Consider the following 15,358-nt stretch of genomic DNA (forward strand, 5'->3'; position numbering starts at 1 on the left):
CGCTTTATTGGTTAGAAGCAATTGGTATGCGGCAACTCCGCAAGGAACAGGTTGATTATGTACGAAGCTCTTTTGGTAGTTTTCCTTATTGTGGCAATTGCCCTTGTGGGCTTGATCATGCTGCAGCAAGGTAAAGGCGCTGATATGGGAGCCTCCTTCGGAGCAGGCGCTTCCGCTACGCTGTTTGGTTCAAGTGGTTCTGGTAACTTCATGACCCGTATGACGGCTGTGCTGGCGACGTTGTTCTTTATCATCAGTCTGGTGCTGGGCAATATCAACAGCAACAAAACCAATAAAGGAAGTGAGTGGGAAAATCTGAGCGCGCCGGCGAAAACCGAACAGCCTCAGCCAACTGCTCCGGCTAAGCCGACCAGCGATATCCCACAGTAAGATTTCTGTGCCGAGGTGGTGGAATTGGTAGACACGCTACCTTGAGGTGGTAGTGCCCAATAGGGCTTACGGGTTCAAGTCCCGTCCTCGGTACCAATATTCAAGCAATGGACGTCAATAGACGTCCATTGTCGTATCTGAAGCCTGCGTAATGCTGACGTCCTTCCTCATTTTTACCCGCTCCTTTGATAACCCAGAATGCCTCTCGGCGATCTTACCGTTCGCTGGCGCATCAGGATGCGGATAAAAAGAACCCGGGACTAGCCCGGGCAGATATTGTCGATTAGGTTGGAGTTATTTGATAACCATACCCTGAAAAGTCAGTCAGGAGAACATCGACACGGCTTCTCTGTGCGGACTGAGACTGTTTCCAGAATACGGTCGCTTCAGTGCGTTATCATCGACTCAAAAATGGTACTTAATACCGATATTTGCCGAGGTATCACTGTAGCTCTTCGTTCCAACCTGATGTGCAAGGTTTGTCCAGAGAGTGAGGGTGTCCGTCACCTGGCCCTCAAGACCCAGTTTCACTTCCCCGACATTGCGACTTCCAGCTTGTTCAACCCGGACGTTGTCCAGCGTGGCATTGACATTCCGGGTGTTGTGCAGCCAATTGACCTCACCGTAAACGGTAAACTGCTTACCCCTGGTTTGCGCATTCAGCGTGTCGTACGAAAGATTCAGACCAAGACGTGTTTGGGTGCCGGCGCTACCGTCAACTCGCGTACCGTTCACTTCCTGATGAGGATCGGCTTTAATGCCACTCCAGATGACCTGTGCCTGCGGGGTGATGAAAAGCGAGCCATTAGCGCTCTGGTGCAGCGGTTGACGATAGCCACTCTCCAGTGAACCGCTCAGACCACTGATGTTATAACTTTCGCTCGCCACTCTATCGCCATTCACCGATGCGCGAAACGCACTGTATTGCAACCAGCTGTCGAAATACAGGCCGTTGCGGGACTCTGAATTTTGATACCAGGTGGCGTAAGTGCCCACGCTGTAGCCATGGAGGCTATTTTTGGCGTCATAATGTGTTTTTGTGGATTGCGTATTCCCGCGGCTGTAGCCATAGCCCGCCATGATGCCTACACCGAGTCTATCCTGTTCGCTGAATTGACCACTCCACAGTTCACCGCCTCCCTGAATGACATAGCTGTTTCCGCGCATCTGCAACTGACCGCTGCCGTCTTGTGATTTACTACGGAACGCCTGTTGCCGTAACCATATGCTGGAATCTTGTGCCCGACCTTCACGATCTTTCAGGGTATGGCTGAAAAGACGATTTGCCGCTGCCATATTGGCGAGATAGGCCCCGGCTTCCGGGCGATAAATTTGCGGTTTCTGCTCGGTTTCCGCAGCGGGCGATGGAGGCGCAACTGGCGTGTCATTGCCCGGTATTTCTGGTGATTCTGGTTCTTCAGGATCGTTGACCGGTATTTCCGGTTCCACTGGGGCCTCTGGCTCTGGTTCTGGAGCCAGTGCAGAGCGCAAATACCAGTCACCCGCATCCTGATGCAGGAAATATTCGTATGCCCCGGCCAGAGCGCGATTTTCAAGCGTAAACAGGCCATCTGATTGCCCACCCACGCTTATCACTTCTATACCATTTACCGTTGTGGTGCCGGACCCATGGAAATTGTTTACATACAGTCTGGTGGTTCCGGCAGTATCACCTGTCACGACCAGTTTGTCGGTTGCTGAGCTATCATCGCCCAGCGCAGTATTCATGATTAACATACCGCCACCCAGATAATTTCCGACAGTAATGGTTTTGAAGACGCCGTTCTCCCCCGGTGGAGTAAATGCCACTGTGCCTGTATTCGTCAGGCTCGTAATGTCGGAATCCCCTGTCACATTCCAGCGGCTGGTCTCATCCAGCGCCATACTGTACCCGCGAACAATACGACCGGTCATTGTTGATGAACCATTCAGGGCGATATTCAGCGCCGTGGCATTAGCAGAACGCGAAACCGCATCACCAAAAATGTGCGAATTGTCGTTGGCAGCGACGTTCACCACACCGGACTGGTACGCGCCGTTGTCTTCGACACTGACCGCTGTACCTGCCTCTCCGCCGCTACGTCCCGTCAGCGTCGAGCGGGTTAAATCAAGATTAAGGTCGGTATTAATCGTTCGCACTGCGTAGCCATCCCGGGTTTCAATATGGCTTTCAACCATCGGTAACGCGCTGCTGGAGCTTATTGTCTGGTAGCCGACCAGCAAACCATGACTATTATTACCTGTCATGTTTATGCTGTTCTGATTGAATCTGATATCCGGGCTTCCGCCGAGAAACATCCCCGTCGAGTTATTGCCTGAAACTTGTGCTGTCAGGTTGTCAATATGGGCTGTGGCCTCATAAATATACGCACCAACACTGACGGCCGTAGAGTTATCACCTCTAAGCGTGAGTCGAATATCATTCAGGTAGGTTTTAGACCGGGTATTTTCCACACCGACACTGTCTTTACCATTCATGGTAATATCGATGTCTGTGGCGGTCAGGATTGTTGTCTGGGGTAAACCGCTCCCCCTCTGGGCAGCGATAATCCCGGTTGAGCGGTATCCGTGAGATGTGATATCGATGTTATCCAGTGTCAACTCTGTATTATCTATGACTTGCGCCCCTACGCCGGAGTAACCAAACGTCTCAATGGAAGAATTGGAGAGTGAAGAGGCAACATTTGCAGTTGCATCAATATAAAGTCCATGTGATCCCAGACCGCGTGTGACAATAGTGAGATTGTTCATCGCTGCGGAGACATTTCCGTGAGTGACAGTCACGGCATTTGACTGATAACCTCTTGTTTCAATCGAGAGGTTATTTAATGTGGCTCTGGTTGCAAGATCGCTCGGGGCCAGAGCATTCGAGACGGTAATGGCTGCCGGATTCGGCGGTAATGATGAGCTTGAATCATCCCCGTTATCCAGAACAGTAATCCGACTGTTCTCAATATTCAGCGTGGCGCCGCCGGTGACCTTAATTCCTGTATCATCTAAACCGTAGCTATCTCCACGAATGGTGATATCAGAATCATTGTTTATATCCAGGTGCGAGCCGGTGCCAGTAACCTTCACGCCTCGCCCAGTGGAGACTGTACTGTTGCTGATAACCGCAGATGCACCATTACTTACTTCGCCAAGATAGGCATAACTCCATAGTGATGTATTGGCAATATTTAATAGACTTCCAGCATCCTGAGCCAAAAAAAGCCGATCGTGATAAGAGCCTGACTGTGTGGTTGAAGTCAGACTGGCTGTCGAATTCGACAATCGAATTTCCCCACCTCCATATGCTCTCAAAAGCGTATATGTCGCACCATAAAGCGTACGGTCAGCATAAATCTCCACGTTGTTACCGCTGATGATACCTCCGGTGCGGTAAGCGTCCAGAACAACAGTGGAGGCGGTATTCGTATATTGTCCACCTGGCGTTAAGGTTATTGTCTGGTTCGCGCCAGCCATAACGGTACCATCGTTGACCGCGATAGCCTTCCACGGTGCTAACGCCATCATGATCGTTATAGTAAGCATTTTTATTTTCAGACAATTATTTTCATTATAACTATACATAAGCAACATCCTTTTGCTTCTTCATTAACAATTGATTCAGATAATTACCAAATTGGTTTAATCTTCATCGTTTATGAAAAGAATATCGAGGATGACTTTTTGAGTGCAAATATAAAAATCCGAAAATCAGCGTTGAAGAACAATTTTCATTAGTTACGAGGTGAATGAAATACAGGATAAATAAATAAAAATTCGCTCAATTGGGAATAGAATAATATTATTATCAATAATCCCAGGAGTGCTTTTTTGCTGTTACATTCTGATGTGTAGAAATCCTCTACTATATCCAGCAGATATCATTAATAAGTTATGCTCCATGGGATTGCACTTATCTGGCATAGATAAAAAAGGCCGCTTTCGCGGCCTTCATTTAATAATCAAATCGTTACTTCGCTTTGTTTTCCAGGTTTTCAACCTGGGGCAAACCAGTAGCCGAAGAGGCAGAAAGCAGCCCTGACTGTGCATAGCCGAACAGCTTCTCCCGGGTATCGGTGATGTCCAGGTTACGCATGGTCAACTGCCCAATACGATCGTCCGGTGAGAACACGGAGTCACCTTTCTCCATTGTCAGACGCTCTGGCTTGTAGGTCAGGTTGTCGGACACAGTATTGAGGATCGAATAGTCGTTTCCGCGACGCAGTTCCAGCGTCACTTCACCGGTAATCTGGCTGGCGACCCAACGCTGCAGACCATCACGCAACATCAGCGCCTGAGAGTCGAACCAACGGCCCTGATAGAGCAGGCGACCTAACTGACGGCCGTGGGCGTGGTACTGCTCAATGGTGTCTTCGTTGTGGATACCAGTCAGCAGACGCTCATAGGCGATATGCAGCAGCGCCATCCCAGGGGCTTCGTAAATACCACGGCTTTTGGCTTCAATAATACGGTTTTCAATCTGGTCACTCATTCCCAGTCCGTGACGCCCGCCGATGCGGTTCGCTTCCAGCATCATTTCCACATCGTCACTGAAGGTCTTACCATTCAGCGCGACCGGATGACCCTGTTCGAAGCGAATGGTGACTTCTTCCGCGGCGATCTTCACGTTCTCATCCCAGAACTTCACGCCCATGATTGGGTTGACGATCTTAACGCTTGAGTTCAGAAACTCGAGGTCTTTGGCTTCGTGCGTCGCGCCGAGCATGTTGGAGTCCGTGGAGTAGGCCTTTTCGACGGACATTTTGTAGTCGAAACCGCAGGCGATCATAAACTCAGACATCTCATGACGACCGCCCAGTTCATCGATAAAGTCCGTATCCAGCCACGGTTTGTAGATCTGTAGTTCAGCGTTGGTCAGCAGGCCATAGCGATAGAAACGCTCGATGTCGTTTCCTTTATAGGTACTGCCGTCGCCCCAGATATTGACGCCGTCTTCTTTCATCGCTGCAACCAGCATAGTGCCGGTGACAGCACGACCGAGCGGCGTAGTATTGAAATAGGTGAGCCCGCCAGTGGTGTTATGGAATGCCCCACACTGAATCGCGGCGATACCTTCAGCAACCAGTTGTTTACGGCAGTCGATCAGTCGAGCGTTCTCTGCACCGTATTCCATTGCACGACGAGGGATCTCATCATAGTCCTCCTCGTCTGGCTGACCCAGGTTCGCAGTATATGCATATGGGACAGCCCCTTTTTGTCGCATCCACAGTAGTGCCGCGCTGGTGTCCAGGCCGCCGGAAAAAGCGATACCAATACGTTGACCTACCGGAAGATGCTTGAGAATCGTCGTCATAAAATAAAACCCTGCTTGATAGACTGATGGTGAGATCGGCTTTCTGCTCTCAGTGCATGTTTATGCAAAATAAATGAGTTTTCATTTAATCATCTTTTTACGGAGACAGGAAGAGTTTCGTGTTTATTTCCGTAAATTACGCTGATGACGGCATGTCAGGTTATGTCGTTAACAAGGTTGACACAATGGGGGGGTAATCAATATAATACGCGCAGATTTTACGTCCCGTCCTCGGTACCAAATCCCAGCAGTATTTGCATCTTTTACCCAAAACGAGTAAAATTTGCCACGTTTCAGGCGCGGGGTGGAGCAGCCTGGTAGCTCGTCGGGCTCATAACCCGAAGGTCGTCGGTTCAAATCCGGCCCCCGCAACCACTTTCCCTTAGAGTTCTTTTTCAAATATACTGTGAAGACCATGGCCTTCGTAGCTGGATTTGAAAAAAATTCTTTCGGAAGGTTCTCCAGACCGCAGTTGCGGTTATAGGGTTCAGTTATCTAAAGCCCCGATTTATCGGGGTTTTTTGTTATCTGACTACAGAATAACTGGGCTTTAGGCCCTTTTTTTATGTCTTGGGGGTGGGCTTGTCCACATTAGAGCAAAAATTAACAGAGATGATTACAGCGCCAGTTGAGGCCTTAGGTTACGAACTGGTCGGCATCGAATTTATTCGCGGTCGCACATCCACACTGCGCATCTATATTGATAGTGAAGATGGCATCAATGTTGATGATTGTGCTGATGTGAGCCACCAGGTGAGCGCAGTTCTGGACGTTGAAGATCCTATTACTGTGGCTTACAACCTGGAAGTCTCCTCACCGGGTCTCGACCGCCCAATGTTCACTGCTGAACACTATGTGCGTTTCCTGGGTGAAGAAGTTTCGCTGGTACTCCGCATGGCGGTACAGAACCGCCGTAAATGGCAGGGCGTTATCAAAGCGGTAGATGGTGAAATGATCACCGTCACAGTCGAAGGAAAAGATGAAGTGTTCGCGCTGAGTAATATCCAGAAGGCGAACCTGGTTCCCCACTTTTAACAGTCTGGATGAGGTGAAAAGCCCGCGATGAACAAAGAAATTTTGGCTGTTGTTGAAGCCGTATCCAATGAAAAGGCGCTGCCACGCGAGAAAATTTTTGAAGCGTTGGAAAGTGCGCTGGCTACAGCGACAAAGAAAAAATATGAACAAGAGATTGATGTTCGCGTAGAAATCGATCGTAAAAGCGGTGATTTTGACACTTTCCGTCGTTGGGTGATTGTTGAAGAAGTGACCCAGCCGACGAAAGAAATCACGCTGGAAGCCGCACGTTTTGAAGACGAAAGCCTGAACCTGGGCGATTACGTTGAAGATCAGATTGAATCTGTGACCTTTGACCGTATCACTACCCAGACCGCAAAACAGGTTATCGTACAGAAGGTTCGTGAAGCTGAACGCGCGATGGTTGTTGATCAGTTCCGTGAACACGAAGGTGAAATCATCACCGGCGTGGTGAAGAAAGTGAACCGCGATAATATCTCTTTGGATCTGGGCAGCAATGCTGAAGCGGTGATCCTGCGCGAAGACATGCTGCCGCGTGAAAACTTCCGCCCTGGCGACCGTATTCGTGGCGTTCTTTACTCTGTTCGCCCGGAAGCACGCGGCGCGCAACTGTTCGTGACCCGTTCCAAGCCGGAAATGCTGATTGAACTGTTCCGCATTGAAGTGCCGGAAATTGGCGAAGAAGTGATTGAAATTAAGGCCGCAGCTCGCGATCCGGGTTCCCGTGCGAAAATCGCGGTGAAAACCAACGACAAGCGTATCGACCCGGTCGGCGCGTGTGTTGGTATGCGTGGCGCACGCGTACAGGCGGTTTCGACCGAGCTGGGCGGCGAGCGCATCGATATCGTCCTGTGGGATGATAACCCGGCGCAGTTCGTGATTAACGCTATGGCACCGGCTGACGTTGCGTCTATCGTGGTGGATGAAGATAAACACACCATGGATATCGCCGTTGAAGCCGGTAACCTGGCGCAAGCAATTGGACGTAATGGTCAGAACGTCCGCCTGGCTTCGCAATTAAGCGGTTGGGAACTCAACGTGATGACCGTTGATGACCTCCAGGCTAAACATCAGGCTGAAGCACATGCCGCGATCGATACCTTCACCAAATATCTCGATATTGATGAAGAGTTCGCCACTGTTCTGGTTGAAGAAGGGTTTGCCACTCTGGAAGAACTGGCCTACGTGCCAATGAAAGAACTGCTGGAAATCGATGGCCTTGATGAGCCGACCGTTGAAGCACTGCGCGAGCGTGCTAAAAACGCACTGACCACTCTGGCACTGGCCCAGGAAGAAAGCCTCGGTGATAACAAGCCGGCTGACGATCTGCTGAATCTGGAAGGATTAGATCGCGATATGGCCTTCAAACTGGCTGCCCGTGGTGTTTGTACGCTGGAAGATCTCGCCGAACAGGGCATTGATGATCTGGCTGATATCGAAGGGTTGACCGACGAAAAAGCCGGTGAGCTGATTATGGCTGCCCGTAATATTTGCTGGTTCGGCGACGAAGCGTAATAAACTGTAGCAGGAAGGAACAGCATGACAGATGTAACCGTAAAAACGCTGGCCGCAGAGATACAGACCTCCGTGGATCGCCTGGTACAGCAATTTGCTGATGCCGGTATCCCGAAGTCTGCTGATGACTCTGTGTCCGCACAAGAAAAACAGACTTTACTGGCGCACCTGAACCGTGAAAATGGTTCTGGCCCGGATAAGCTGACGCTGCAGCGTAAAACGCGTAGCACCCTGAACATTCCAGGTACCGGTGGAAAAAGCAAATCGGTACAAATCGAAGTCCGCAAGAAGCGCACCTTTGTGAAACGTGATCCGCAAGAGGCCGAACGCCTTGCCGCGGAAGAGCAAGCGCAGCGTGAAGCGGAAGAGCAGGCCCGTCGTGAGGCAGAAGAAATGGCCAAACGCGAGGCGCAACAAAAAGCTGACCGTGAGGCCGCAGAACAAGCTAAGCGTGACGCCGCTGATAAAGCGAAACGCGAAGCTGCGGAAAAAGACAAAGTGAGCAATCAACAGACTGACGATATGACCAAAACCGCCCAGGCCGAGAAAGCCCGCCGTGAGAATGAAGCTGCAGAGCTGAAGCGTAAAGCGGAAGAAGAAGCACGCCGCAAGCTTGAAGAAGAAGCGCGCCGCGTAGCGGAAGAAGCTCGCCGTATGGCGGAAGAGAATGCAGGCGTGTGGGCTGAGCAGGAAAAAGTGGAAGAAGATAAGAGCGATTATCATGTCACCACTTCTCAGCACGCTCGCCAGGCCGAAGACGAAAACGATCGTGAAGTGGAAGGCGGTCGTGGCCGTGGCCGCAACACGAAAGCGGCGCGTCCGGCGAAGAAAGGCAACAAACACGCTGAATCCAAAGCCGACCGTGAAGAAGCGCGTGCCGCGGTTCGCGGTGGTAAAGGCGGCAAACAGCGTAAAGGTTCCGCACTGCAGCAGGGCTTCCAGAAGCCAGCGCAGGCTGTTAACCGTGACGTTGTGATTGGCGAAACCATCACCGTTGGCGATCTGGCGAACAAGATGGCGGTTAAAGGCTCTCAGGTCATCAAAGCGATGATGAAGCTGGGTGCAATGGCGACCATCAACCAGGTGATCGACCAGGAAACCGCACAGCTGGTTGCCGAGGAAATGGGCCACAAAGTTATCCTGCGTCGTGAGAACGAGCTGGAAGAAGCCGTAATGAGCGACCGTGATACGGGTGCTGCGGCTGAACCGCGCGCACCGGTGGTGACCATCATGGGTCACGTTGACCATGGTAAAACGTCTCTGCTGGACTACATTCGTTCAACGAAAGTGGCCTCTGGCGAAGCGGGTGGTATTACCCAGCACATCGGTGCTTACCACGTTGAAACCGACAACGGTATGATCACCTTCCTGGACACCCCGGGCCACGCCGCGTTTACCTCCATGCGTGCTCGTGGTGCACAGGCAACGGATATCGTGGTTCTGGTTGTTGCAGCAGACGACGGCGTGATGCCGCAGACCATCGAAGCTATCCAGCACGCGAAAGCGGCGGGTGTGCCGGTTGTGGTTGCAGTAAACAAAATCGATAAGCCGGAAGCCGATCCGGATCGCGTTAAAAACGAACTGTCCCAGTATGGCATTCTGCCGGAAGAGTGGGGCGGTGAGAGCCAGTTCGTCCACGTTTCTGCAAAAGCAGGTACTGGTATCGACGAACTGCTGGATGCGATCCTGCTGCAGGCCGAAGTTCTCGAACTGAAAGCGGTCCGTAAAGGGATGGCGAGCGGTGCGGTTATCGAATCCTTCCTGGATAAAGGTCGTGGTCCGGTTGCTACCGTACTGGTGCGCGAAGGTACGCTGCATAAAGGCGATATCGTACTGTGCGGCTTCGAATACGGTCGCGTTCGTGCGATGCGTAACGAACTGGGTCAGGAAGTTCTGGAAGCAGGTCCGTCCATTCCGGTGGAAATCCTGGGTCTGTCCGGTGTTCCGGCAGCCGGTGACGAAGTGACCGTGGTACGTGACGAGAAGAAAGCACGTGAAGTTGCACTGTATCGTCAGGGCAAATTCCGTGAAGTGAAACTGGCACGTCAGCAGAAATCTAAACTCGAGAACATGTTCGCCAACATGACCGAAGGCGAAGTTCACGAAGTGAACATCGTGCTGAAGGCCGACGTTCAGGGTTCTGTGGAAGCGATCTCCGACTCCTTGCTGAAACTGTCTACCGACGAAGTGAAAGTGAAGATCATCGGTTCTGGTGTCGGTGGTATCACCGAAACCGACGCAACCCTGGCCGCAGCGTCCAACGCGATTCTGGTTGGCTTCAACGTTCGTGCGGATGCCTCTGCGCGTAAAGTGATTGAATCCGAAAGCCTGGATCTGCGCTACTACTCCGTCATCTATAACCTGATCGATGAAGTGAAAGCGGCGATGAGCGGTATGCTGTCTCCGGAACTGAAACAGCAGATCATCGGTCTGGCTGAAGTACGTGACGTGTTCAAATCACCGAAATTTGGTGCCATCGCGGGCTGTATGGTTACCGAAGGGACGATCAAACGTCACAACCCAATCCGCGTCCTGCGTGACAACGTGGTTATCTACGAAGGCGAGCTGGAATCCCTGCGCCGCTTCAAAGATGACGTTAACGAAGTCCGTAACGGTATGGAATGTGGTATCGGCGTGAAGAACTACAACGACGTTCGCGTTGGCGATATGATCGAAGTGTTCGAGATCATCGAGATTCAACGTACCATCGCATAATCTTCGTCGTCTTTTGGGCCGCCACTGCGTTGGCTACGAGCGTTCACCCCGGTCACATAGTTATATGCTCCGGGGATTCACGCCCTTGTTGCCTTGTTGCAACCCAAAATACTTAGAAGATGGTTTTGCGTAGGCCGGGGAAGCGAAGCGCCACCCGGCAATAATTTTTAAAAGGGGCTTAGGGCCCCTTTTTTGTCTGGAGAATTTATTATGGCGAAAGAATTTGGTCGCCCGCAGCGCGTGGGACAGGAGATGCAAAAAGAGATCGCAATCATCCTGCAGCGCGAAATTAAAGACCCGCGTCTGGGCATGATGACCACCGTTTCCGGTGTCGAAATGTCTCGCGATCTGGCGTATGCCAAAGTGTATGTCACCTTCCTGAATGACAAAGATGAAGACGCTATTAAGGCAGGCATCAAAGCGTTACAGGAAGCGTCCGGCTTCATCCGTAGCCTACTGGGTAAAGCGATGCGACTGCGTATCGTGCCGGAACTGACCTTCTTCTACGATAATTCGCTGGTGGAAGGGATGCGCATGTCCAACCTGGTGACCAACGTGGTTAAACATGACGAAGAACGTCGTGTAAACCCGGACGACAGCAAGGAGGACTAATGAGTCGTCCTCGTCGTCGTGGTCGCGACATTCACGGTGTCCTGCTGCTGGATAAGCCGCAGGGCATGTCCAGCAATGATGTACTGCAAAAAGTTAAACGCATTTATAACGCCAATCGCGCCGGGCATACCGGGGCGCTGGATCCGTTAGCGACCGGCATGCTGCCGATTTGCCTCGGGGAAGCGACCAAGTTTTCGCAGTATCTGCTGGATTCTGACAAGCGTTATCGGGTGATTGCCCGTCTGGGACAGCGTACAGACACGTCCGATGCCGATGGGCAAATCGTACAGGAGCGCCCGGTCGCCTTCACCCCCGAGCAACTGGCGGCCGCGCTGGACACGTTCCGCGGTGATATCGAGCAGGTGCCATCGATGTATTCGGCGCTGAAGTATCAGGGTAAAAAATTGTACGAATACGCGCGTCAGGGCATTGAAGTGCCGCGTGAAGCCCGACCGATTACCGTTTACGAGCTGTTGTTTATCCGTCATGAAGAGGATGAACTGGAGCTGGAAGTGCACTGTTCGAAAGGCACTTATATTCGTACTATTATTGACGATCTGGGTGAGAAGCTGGGATGTGGCGCGCATGTGATCTTCCTGCGTCGTCTGACGGTCAGCAAATATCCGGTGGATCGTATGGTCACGCTGGAGCGTCTGCGTGAAATGGTCGAACAGGCGGAGCAACAGGGGATCCCGGCAGCACAGTTGCTTGATCCGCTGTTGATGCCGATGGACAGTCCGGCATCGGACTACCCTGTCGTTAATTTGCCGCTAACCTCATCGGTTTACTTCAAAAACGGTAACCCGGTTCGCACGAACGGCGCCCCGCAGGAAGGGTTAGTCCGTGTCACGGAAGGTGATGACGGTAAATTTATCGGTATGGGCGAGATCGACGACGAAGGTCGCGTGGCGCCTCGCCGATTAGTGGTGGAGTATCCGGTGTAGCACGGGTTCGTCTTGCGATAAGAAGGCGCTACGAGTAGAATACTGCCGCTTAACGTCGCGTGAATTTTTTAACAGTTCACCTGGCGTACACTGGGAACGCTGAATTAGAGATCGGCGTCCTTTCATACTTAATACTTTGGAGTTTTAAAATGTCTCTAAGTACTGAAGCTACAGCTAAAATCGTTTCTGAGTTTGGTCGTGATGCAAACGACACCGGTTCTACCGATGTTCAGGTTGCACTGTTGACTGCACAGATTAACCACCTGCAGGGCCACTTTGCAGAGCACAAAAAAGATCACCACAGCCGTCGTGGTCTGCTGCGCATGGTTTCTCAGCGTCGTAAACTGCTCGACTACCTGAAACGTAAAGATGTTGCACGCTACACCGCGCTGATCGAGCGTCTGGGTCTGCGTCGCTAATTCTTGCGAGTTTCGTAAAAGGGGGCCTTCATGGCCCCTTTTTTCAAGCAGATGGCAGCAATTCACTGGAAACTATTGTATTGTTGCTATGAATGATCTTCCGTTGCAGAGGTTCGCGCGGCTAATGAGAGGCTTTACCCAATTTCGTATGGGTTAGGGTTGTCATTAGTCGCGAGGATGCGCAGAAGATCGGGTATTAACGGCGATTCAGTCTGTGTCGCCAAAAAATTGGAAAGGATATTATTTTGCTTAATCCGATCGTTCGTAAATTCCAGTACGGTCAGCATACCGTTACGCTGGAAACCGGCATGATGGCCCGTCAGGCCACTGCCGCTGTTATGGTTAGCATGGATGACACGGCGGTATTCGTGACCGTTGTCGGCCAGAAAAAAGCGAAGCCGGGCCAGGACTTCTTCCCGCTGACCGTTAACTATCAGGAGCGTACCTACGCTGCTGGCCGCATCCCAGGTAGCTTCTTCCGTCGTGAAGGCCGTCCAAGCGAAGGCGAAACCCTGATCGCGCGTCTGATTGACCGCCCGGTTCGTCCGCTGTTCCCGGAAGGTTTCGTGAACGAAGTTCAGGTTATCGCAACCGTCGTTTCCGTTAACCCGCAGGTTAACCCGGATATCGTCGCGATGATCGGTGCCTCTGCTGCACTGTCTCTGTCTGGTATTCCGTTCAACGGCCCAATCGGTGCGGCACGTGTGGGTTATATCAATGACCAGTACGTACTGAACCCGACTCAGGACGAGCTGAAAGAGAGCAAACTGGATCTGGTCGTTGCCGGTACGGAAGCCGCCGTACTGATGGTTGAATCCGAAGCAGAACTGCTGAGCGAAGACCAGATGCTGGGTGCTGTCGTGTTTGGTCACGAACAGCAGCAGGTGGTTATCAAAGAAATCAACGAACTGGTGAAAGAAGCCGGTAAACCACGTTGGGACTGGCAGCCGGAAGCGGTGAACGAAGCGCTGAACGCGCGCGTTGCAGCCCTGGCAGAATCTCGCCTGAGCGACGCTTACCGTATCACCGACAAACAAGAGCGTTATGCTCAGGTTGACGTGATCAAGTCTGAAACCATCGCAACGCTGGTTGCAGAAGATGAGTCCCTGGACGCTAACGAACTGGGTGAAATCCTGCACGCAATCGAGAAAAACGTGGTGCGTAGCCGTGTACTGGCCGGCGAACCGCGTATTGATGGCCGCGAAAAAGACATGATCCGTGGTCTGGACGTGCGTACTGGCGTACTGCCACGTACCCACGGTTCCGCACTGTTCACTCGTGGCGAAACTCAGGCGCTGGTTACCGCAACCCTGGGTACCACCCGTGATGCGCAGAGCCTCGACGAACTGATGGGCGAGCGTACTGACAACTTCCTGTTCCACTACAACTTCCCTCCGTACTGCGTCGGCGAAACCGGCATGGTCGGTTCTCCGAAGCGTCGTGAAATTGGTCACGGTCGTCTGGCGAAGCGCGGCGTGCTGGCAGTGATGCCGGATCTGGATAAATTCCCGTACACCGTGCGTGTGGTTTCTGAAATCACCGAATCCAACGGTTCTTCTTCCATGGCTTCCGTGTGTGGTGCCTCTCTGGCGCTGATGGACGCAGGCGTGCCGATCAAAGCGGCCGTTGCGGGTATCGCGATGGGTCTGGTGAAAGAAGGCGACAACTACGTTGTTCTGTCTGACATCCTGGGCGACGAAGATCACCTGGGCGATATGGACTTCAAAGTTGCGGGCTCCCGCGACGGTATCTCTGCGCTGCAGATGGATATCAAAATTGAAGGTATCACCAAAGAGATCATGCAGGTTGCTCTGAACCAGGCTAAAGGTGCGCGTCTGCATATCCTGGGCGTGATGGAACAGGCGATTAACGCGCCACGCGGCGACATTTCTCAGTTTGCACCGCGTATCCACACCATTAAGATCAGCCCGGACAAAATCAAAGATGTGATCGGTAAAGGCGGTTCTGTGATCCGTGCGCTGACCGAAGAGACTGGCACCACCATCGAAATCGAAGATGACGGTACCGTGAAAATCGCAGCAACCGACGGTGAAAAAGCGAAATACGCAATTCGCCGTATCGAAGAGATCACCGCAGAAATCGAAGTGGGCCGTATCTACAACGGTAAAGTGACCCGTATCGTCGACTTTGGTGCGTTCGTTGCCATCGGCGGCGGTAAAGAAGGTCTGGTACACATCTCGCAGATCGCAGATAAGCGCGTTGAGAAAGTGACCGATTACCTGCAGATGGGCCAGGAAGTACCGGTTAAAGTTCTGGAAGTTGACCGCCAGGGCCGTGTACGTCTGAGCATTAAAGAAGCAACTGAACAATCTCAGCCTGCCGCCGCACCGGAAGCTCCGGTAAGCGAACAGGGCGAGTAAGGTTGCCATTTGCCCTCCGCCGTTGCGGAGGGCTTTTAACCTGGC

10 protein-coding genes and 2 tRNA genes are annotated in these 15,358 nt (G+C 52.0%); 10 read left to right on the top strand and 2 right to left on the bottom strand.

Annotated features, from left to right (window positions below; translation table 11 throughout):
- Positions 1–57: 57 nt before the first annotated feature.
- On the top strand, positions 58–390 hold the full coding sequence (secG, locus tag KI228_RS02840) for a preprotein translocase subunit SecG (RefSeq protein ID WP_042998286.1): 333 nt from the start codon (positions 58–60) through the stop codon (positions 388–390).
- 9 nt (positions 391–399) lie between these two features.
- Positions 400–486, top strand: a tRNA-Leu gene (locus tag KI228_RS02845).
- 309 nt (positions 487–795) lie between these two features.
- Here KI228_RS02845 and KI228_RS02850 read toward each other — a convergent pair.
- Positions 796–3,963, bottom strand: coding sequence for an autotransporter outer membrane beta-barrel domain-containing protein (locus KI228_RS02850; protein WP_061070625.1), 3,168 nt, complete (start codon positions 3,961–3,963; stop codon positions 796–798).
- Positions 3,964–4,348: 385 nt separating this feature from the next.
- A complete protein-coding gene (gene argG / locus KI228_RS02855; protein ID WP_042998285.1) occupies positions 4,349–5,692 on the bottom strand; it encodes an argininosuccinate synthase in 1,344 nt (447 codons plus the stop codon).
- 298 nt (positions 5,693–5,990) lie between these two features.
- Between argG and KI228_RS02860 the strand changes: the two genes are divergently transcribed.
- From KI228_RS02860 to pnp, 8 genes are all read left to right on the top strand, one after another.
- A tRNA-Met gene (locus tag KI228_RS02860) sits at positions 5,991–6,067 on the top strand.
- Between the two features lie 207 nt (positions 6,068–6,274).
- Entirely contained in the window at positions 6,275–6,727 is a 453-nt protein-coding gene (rimP, locus tag KI228_RS02865) for a ribosome maturation factor RimP (RefSeq protein ID WP_043001756.1), read from the top strand.
- 27 nt (positions 6,728–6,754) lie between these two features.
- Positions 6,755–8,242, top strand: a complete 1,488-nt coding sequence (gene nusA / locus KI228_RS02870; protein WP_042325113.1) for a transcription termination factor NusA — start codon at positions 6,755–6,757, stop codon at positions 8,240–8,242.
- A gap of 24 nt (positions 8,243–8,266) precedes the next feature.
- The gene (infB, locus tag KI228_RS02875) at positions 8,267–10,957 is read left to right on the top strand and encodes a translation initiation factor IF-2 (protein WP_042998284.1); all 2,691 of its coding nucleotides are present in this window, start codon (positions 8,267–8,269) and stop codon (positions 10,955–10,957) included.
- A 210-nt stretch (positions 10,958–11,167) separates the two neighbouring features.
- Entirely contained in the window at positions 11,168–11,569 is a 402-nt protein-coding gene (rbfA, locus tag KI228_RS02880) for a 30S ribosome-binding factor RbfA (protein ID WP_042998283.1), read from the top strand.
- Positions 11,569–12,513, top strand: coding sequence for a tRNA pseudouridine(55) synthase TruB (gene truB, locus KI228_RS02885; RefSeq protein ID WP_061070624.1), 945 nt, complete (start codon positions 11,569–11,571; stop codon positions 12,511–12,513). The genes rbfA and truB overlap by 1 nt, the downstream gene beginning before the upstream one ends.
- Positions 12,514–12,662: 149 nt before the next feature.
- Positions 12,663–12,932, top strand: a complete 270-nt coding sequence (gene rpsO / locus KI228_RS02890; RefSeq protein ID WP_000059465.1) for a 30S ribosomal protein S15 — start codon at positions 12,663–12,665, stop codon at positions 12,930–12,932.
- A gap of 245 nt (positions 12,933–13,177) precedes the next feature.
- The gene (gene pnp, locus KI228_RS02895) at positions 13,178–15,313 is read left to right on the top strand and encodes a polyribonucleotide nucleotidyltransferase (RefSeq protein WP_042998281.1); all 2,136 of its coding nucleotides are present in this window, start codon (positions 13,178–13,180) and stop codon (positions 15,311–15,313) included.
- Positions 15,314–15,358: the final 45 nt, after the last annotated feature.

The organism is Citrobacter amalonaticus (genome assembly GCF_018323885.1).
GTDB lineage: Bacteria > Pseudomonadota > Gammaproteobacteria > Enterobacterales > Enterobacteriaceae > Citrobacter_A > Citrobacter_A amalonaticus.

Coding starts and splice junctions, on each gene's coding strand:
- secG (WP_042998286.1), top strand. CDS start 58: ATGTACGAAGCTCTTTTGGTAGTTTTCCTTATTGTGGCAATTGCCCTT.
- KI228_RS02850 (WP_061070625.1), bottom strand. CDS start 3,963: ATGTATAGTTATAATGAAAATAATTGTCTGAAAATAAAAATGCTTACT.
- argG (WP_042998285.1), bottom strand. CDS start 5,692: ATGACGACGATTCTCAAGCATCTTCCGGTAGGTCAACGTATTGGTATC.
- nusA (WP_042325113.1), top strand. CDS start 6,755: ATGAACAAAGAAATTTTGGCTGTTGTTGAAGCCGTATCCAATGAAAAG.
- infB (WP_042998284.1), top strand. CDS start 8,267: ATGACAGATGTAACCGTAAAAACGCTGGCCGCAGAGATACAGACCTCC.
- rbfA (WP_042998283.1), top strand. CDS start 11,168: ATGGCGAAAGAATTTGGTCGCCCGCAGCGCGTGGGACAGGAGATGCAA.
- truB (WP_061070624.1), top strand. CDS start 11,569: ATGAGTCGTCCTCGTCGTCGTGGTCGCGACATTCACGGTGTCCTGCTG.
- rpsO (WP_000059465.1), top strand. CDS start 12,663: ATGTCTCTAAGTACTGAAGCTACAGCTAAAATCGTTTCTGAGTTTGGT.